This window comes from Microcystis sp. M53603_WE2 (genome assembly GCF_030065435.1).
The window spans coordinates 1-4,856 of the sequence record NZ_JASJFF010000922.1 but is presented as its reverse complement, the minus strand read 5'-3'; the positions used below and the strand labels follow the sequence as shown (position 1 = coordinate 4,856).

Below are 4,856 nucleotides of genomic sequence, written 5' to 3'. Positions count from 1 at the left end.
TTTATGTGGGCAATTTACCCGCTTATCACTTGCAGGGAGATTACGATCTAACTCTACAATTGGCCCATCAAAAAGATACCAAACAACACAACAATTTTGATCTTTATTTACAAAGACAGATCGAGGGGAAAACTTGGCGTTTACTGGAAGAAGTTGCCTCCCAATGGCGCAGCTATTTAGTCAAATAACCGGAAAAAGCCCGGGGATTTTGCTATAGTCTATGATTATCAGCAATGACAATCCTCAAAGGGAAAATTTAGCGATTATGATTACCTGTCCTCGTTGTCAGCACAAGGTCGATAGTCAAGCCTTACAATGTCCCTACTGTGCTAATATTTTAAAGGCCTATGGTCATCCCGGCATGACCCTACATCAAGCTGTCACGGGCGAGTTTTTGTGTGAAACTTGTCTGTATCATGGCGATGATAGCTGTAATTTTCCCCAACGTCCCTACGCTACCGGCTGCACTTTATACAAAAATAGCCAAATAATAGCAGAAAAAATTCCTCCTCTCCCTCTCTCTAGGGTGTTAAAAAATTGGTGTCTCAGAAATAAGGGATTATTGCTATTATTAACCCTAATTTTGGGCAGTATTGCCCTGGCTTTTATAAACTCACGTCGTTAATTTTTTTGCTGGCGATCGAGCCTTGATATAAATCTAGATCGAACCAGAAAGTTGTGCCAATTCCCACTTCACTAATCAAATTAATTTGACTATAGTGCTTTTCAATAATATTTTTGACGATCGATAATCCTAATCCCGTCCCTTCTAGGGTATGAACGCGATTTTCTACCCGATAGAAGCGATCAAATATGGCACTTTGATCCTCGGCATCGATGCCAATACCAGTATCGGATACTTCCACGCGAATTTTGAGAGTTTCTTGGGGATTATCTTTGCTGATTTTATAGGCACGAATCACCACTTTACCGCCAGCAGGAGTAAATTTTAGGGAGTTACCGACTAGATTAGTTAATACCTGTAAGAGTAGATCATAATGACCTAAAATTGGTAATAAATTGGCTTCAATTTCCGAGCTTAATTCTAGTCCTTTATCCCTAGCATTGAGTTGATAAGTCCTCAGGGTTTGTTCGATTAATTGTCCGATATCGAGCGCATCTAAGTTATAGTTACGGGAGGATTCTAACCGGGAAAGATCGAGAACATCATTAACTAAACGAGTTAAGCGATCGGTTTCATGATTGGCGGTTTCTAAAAACTCTCTTTTTTCTGTATCGCTGAGATCCTCTCCAAATTCTGTCAGGGTTTCAATAAAAGATTTGATGTTGAATAAAGGGGTTCTTAACTCATGGGAAACATTGCTGATAAATTGACTTTTTGCCTCATTTAATTCTGTTTCTCTGGTGATATCCTGTAGCGTCATAGCAATTCCCCGGACATTCTCCCGATACTGATCGAATACCTGAGTTAACAAAATGCGAATTGTGCAGGGTTTCGGGTGAGTTAAAGATAATCTAAATTCCGCCGGGGAATAGTTATTATTTTCCTGATCAATAACAGCATTTTTCTGATTTTGATTAGCGGATTCTTCTGGTTGGAGGGTTTCTCCTGCCGCAATTTGATAGAGAGGTTTAGTTAGTTTAACCGTTAACTCCGAAGGAAAAAGATGTAGAACATTTTTACCGATAATTTCCTGATCTTCCCAGCCAAATATTTCCCGAGCTGCTGGATTAATTAATAATAATTGAAAGTTAGTATCTAAGAGAATTGCTCCATCAGCAATAGTGGACATTAACGTATCTAGTTTGGCTTTTTCGGCGGTCATTTCTTCGATATTTTGTTCTTCGTATCGTTCTAACTTTTCCGCCATTTCATTAAAACTGAGAATTAATTCCCCTAACTCTCCTCCCAGGGGTAAATCAACGCGCTGCTTAAAATTTCCCGCTGCAATATTTTTGACCCCGACTAATAACTCCTTGATTGGTTTGGTGATAGTTAAAGCATTAAAAACTGCCCCGAGAATCACCATCGCCCAAATCGAGACAAAAACGGCAATAGTAACATCACGGGTTAGATTAGAAGAAGCCACCACAATAGCGTTAGGATTGATCCCGATCGCCAATACTCCCAAATATTTGCCCTCATGATTCAAGGGAACAAAGACATCGGTTACTTCACCGTCGGGGGTTTTATGCTGACGGACGAGGGGAGTTTCCCCATTTTCGCCATAATTTTCCGGTAATTGAATGCGACGCTCGATCGTCAGGGAATTTTTAACTTCGGCGGTAGAATAGGGAATGCCGAAAAATATTTGACCCTCCTCGTTAGCGTAGATCAAATAACGAACACTGGAGGTACTACTATAAAAACGGGCTGAAAAACGGGCTAAATCGGTTAAATTGTCCTCAGCAATCAGAGGGGAGACATTAGCGGCTAATAACAGCCCTAAATCCCGGCCAAAACGGGTATCATTGAGACGGACATCCTGCTGGATCGTGTTAACCGCCCAAAAGGTTAAACCACTCATCAACAAAGAAACGGCTAAAGTAGCCGCAGCCATTAATTTAGTTTGGAGGGTGAATTCGGACCACCAACGGGCGATCGCTTCTCGGAGACTAGGCAGAAAATTAGACACGGTTAGGCAGGATTAATCTGTATTCTTGACTACTCTATCGCTCAAATCGCGGGTTAGCACGATCATCTTAACTCATTAAACCTCTTGCATAATTAGGGTCTGCTGAAAAAGTTTTTCGTGGGGACAGGGTGTGGGGTGTGGGGTGTGGGGTGTGGGGTGTGGGGTTTTACCGGTTTTGAGGTGGCCAATTACCTAATTTTCAAGGAAAAATTGCCTCAATTTTCCCCCTCATCACTCCCATGCCTGGTACTTTTTGAGGGGAAAAAAGTCTAAAAGTCTTACCCAACAAGGTTTTTATCATTACTCAGCAAGCCCTAATTAATTTTTCAGGGTTCAAAAACGGCAAAAATAAGGATTAAATGGCATAAAGTCTGTAAATAGGGTTTGCGGCAAAAAGTTTTTCCTGGGGGCAAGGTGTGGGGTGTGGGGTGTGGGGTGTGGGGTTTTACCAGTTTTGAGGTGCCCAAGTACCTAATTTTCAGGGAAAAAGTCCAGGGATTTTCCCCCGATCACTCCTATATCCAGTACTTTTTGATTGACAAAAGGTCTAAAAGTCTTACCCAACAAGGTTTTAAGATTTATTCAGCCAGCCCTAAATAGACCATTTAACTGATTATTATTCCTTCTTAATTCTCCTGACTACTGACTCCTAACCCTAACAACAATTTTTGATTTTTACAAGAGGTCTATTATTTAAGCTGGCAGTAATCTCACCTAAGTCTCCGAGAAAGTCAAGAAATGCCCAAAAGCGCCAAGAGTTCTAATTTTAGCTACCCCCGGTACTTCTGTGGTGTAAATACTGAACACACCTAGATTTTGCCGTTGACTAGAGGTTTCGATCGCTGGTTTTAAGATTTGATTTTTGATCACATTTCTGGCTGCCACCGGCAAAGAATCGATCGAGCCACAGAGACTGATTTTCTCGCAAGCGATTTTGTCGGCATGAGCGAGGAGTTTTTCGGCGGCGTATTCGCTGTAAAGTTCTTGGGGGGGATTGGTAAATCCCATAATCCCCGCTATTACCCCCAAGGCGATCGCTCCCTTGAAGAAATTACCCCCCATAGCTACTTAGCTCCTTGATTTTGTCTTCTCCACTCTAATTTTGACAAGACATTTTCGATCTGCCTAGGGGGCAGTGTTAATTTCTTAAACCAATACCGGGTGCATAGCACTCTAGTACATTTCCCGTGAGACTGCAACTAACCAACAGATAATCACAGTGAGAACAGGCGGTGCTAACGAGATGGTGTTCTAAAATATGCTGTCTTTCGGCAAAATTTCCACAATTAGGACAGCGCACTTGTTGCCGGGTGATCATAGCAAACCTCATTAATTAGTTATCTTCTGTATATCAAGCTAGTTTTTCTTGATCCCAATCGGTTTAAGTCTATTTTTTCCTTGATCCCCATTATGGAGTCGATCATCTGATCTTGCTAGTAATTTTTACTAAACTTTGCAATTTTTCTGGAAAATTTTAATAATTTCTTTCTGGTGTTTTTTACCTTGATCGGATAGGTATCGGTAATTTTGGGGAAGAGAAAACCAGAAAGTGAACTATTGATCCCTTACTGCTATAATTACGGCTGAGATTATTGATTATGCTATGAAGTACGCTCTGGTTCACGAGTGGTTAACCCCAAAGGCGACGGGGGGATCGGAATTAGTGGTTAAGGAGATTTTACAATGTCTAGAGGCGGATTTATACGCTTTGATCGATTTTGAGTCCACTAATCCCGATAGTTATCTCTATGGTCGCTCGATCGGGACAACTTTTCTGCAAAATTTCCCGAAAGCGAGAAATGGCGTCCAAAAATACTTACCTTTTCTTCCCCTAGCGATCGAGCAGTTAAATTTAGAGGATTATGATGTAATTTTATCCTCCTCCCATTGTGTGGCTAAAGGGGTTTTAATTCGACCGGATCAGGTTCATATTTGTTACTGTCACAGTCCGATGCGTTATGCTTGGGATTTAACTTTTGACTATCTGGCTAATAGTAAGTTAGGACAGGGATTACCCGGTATTTTCACCCGTTATCTTTTGCATGGTTTGCGTCAGTGGGATGTGATTTCTGCTAATCGTGTGGACTATTTTCTAGCTAATTCCCACCACACCGCTAGACGAATTTGGCGCTGTTATCGACGGGAGGCAAAAGTTATTTATCCTCCCGTACAAATCGAGCGTTTTCCCTACCAAGAGAAAAAAGAAGATTTTTATTTAGTAGTCTCTCGTTTGGTTAGTTATAAAAAAGTCCCTTTAAT

Annotated in this window: 7 protein-coding genes and 1 pseudogene; 4 read left to right on the top strand and 4 right to left on the bottom strand. The window is 41.2% G+C overall.

Annotated elements, in window-relative coordinates; translation table 11 throughout:
- Window positions 1-188, top strand: a pseudogene (locus tag PX481_RS19565) (hypothetical protein); the annotation flags it as partial.
- A 77-nt stretch (window positions 189-265) separates the two neighbouring features.
- A complete protein-coding gene (locus tag PX481_RS19560; RefSeq protein ID WP_288095556.1) occupies window positions 266-625 on the top strand; it encodes a hypothetical protein in 360 nt (119 codons plus the stop codon).
- Here PX481_RS19560 and nblS read toward each other — a convergent pair.
- Together nblS and PX481_RS19550 are read right to left on the bottom strand one after the other, a co-directional pair.
- Window positions 606-2,597 (bottom strand): two-component system sensor histidine kinase NblS, encoded by a 1,992-nt coding sequence (gene nblS, locus PX481_RS19555; RefSeq protein WP_002762449.1) that lies wholly within the window; start codon window positions 2,595-2,597, stop codon window positions 606-608. The genes PX481_RS19560 and nblS overlap by 20 nt on opposite strands.
- A 326-nt stretch (window positions 2,598-2,923) precedes the next feature.
- A complete protein-coding gene (locus PX481_RS19550) occupies window positions 2,924-3,064 on the bottom strand; it encodes a hypothetical protein (protein ID WP_196219879.1) in 141 nt (46 codons plus the stop codon).
- On the opposite strand from PX481_RS19550, the gene PX481_RS19545 reads away from it, so the two are divergent.
- A complete protein-coding gene (locus tag PX481_RS19545) occupies window positions 3,012-3,197 on the top strand; it encodes a hypothetical protein (RefSeq protein WP_223213067.1) in 186 nt (61 codons plus the stop codon). The two genes, PX481_RS19550 and PX481_RS19545, sit on opposite strands and share 53 nt — an antisense overlap.
- A 114-nt stretch (window positions 3,198-3,311) precedes the next feature.
- Here PX481_RS19545 and PX481_RS19540 read toward each other — a convergent pair whose 3' ends face one another.
- Both PX481_RS19540 and PX481_RS19535 read right to left on the bottom strand, forming a co-directional pair.
- Window positions 3,312-3,659 (bottom strand): DUF4359 domain-containing protein, encoded by a 348-nt coding sequence (locus tag PX481_RS19540; RefSeq protein ID WP_002762448.1) that lies wholly within the window; start codon window positions 3,657-3,659, stop codon window positions 3,312-3,314.
- Window positions 3,660-3,735: 76 nt separating this feature from the next.
- Window positions 3,736-3,915, bottom strand: coding sequence for a hypothetical protein (locus tag PX481_RS19535; RefSeq protein WP_002762447.1), 180 nt, complete (start codon window positions 3,913-3,915; stop codon window positions 3,736-3,738).
- A gap of 285 nt (window positions 3,916-4,200) precedes the next feature.
- Here PX481_RS19535 and PX481_RS19530 point away from each other — a divergent pair.
- Window positions 4,201-4,856 (top strand): glycosyltransferase (locus PX481_RS19530; protein ID WP_288095553.1); only part of this gene is annotated, 656 nt, incomplete at its 3' end.

Coding starts and splice junctions, on each gene's coding strand:
- PX481_RS19560 (WP_288095556.1), top strand. CDS start 266: ATGATTACCTGTCCTCGTTGTCAGCACAAGGTCGATAGTCAAGCCTTA.
- PX481_RS19540 (WP_002762448.1), bottom strand. CDS start 3,659: ATGGGGGGTAATTTCTTCAAGGGAGCGATCGCCTTGGGGGTAATAGCG.
- PX481_RS19535 (WP_002762447.1), bottom strand. CDS start 3,915: ATGATCACCCGGCAACAAGTGCGCTGTCCTAATTGTGGAAATTTTGCC.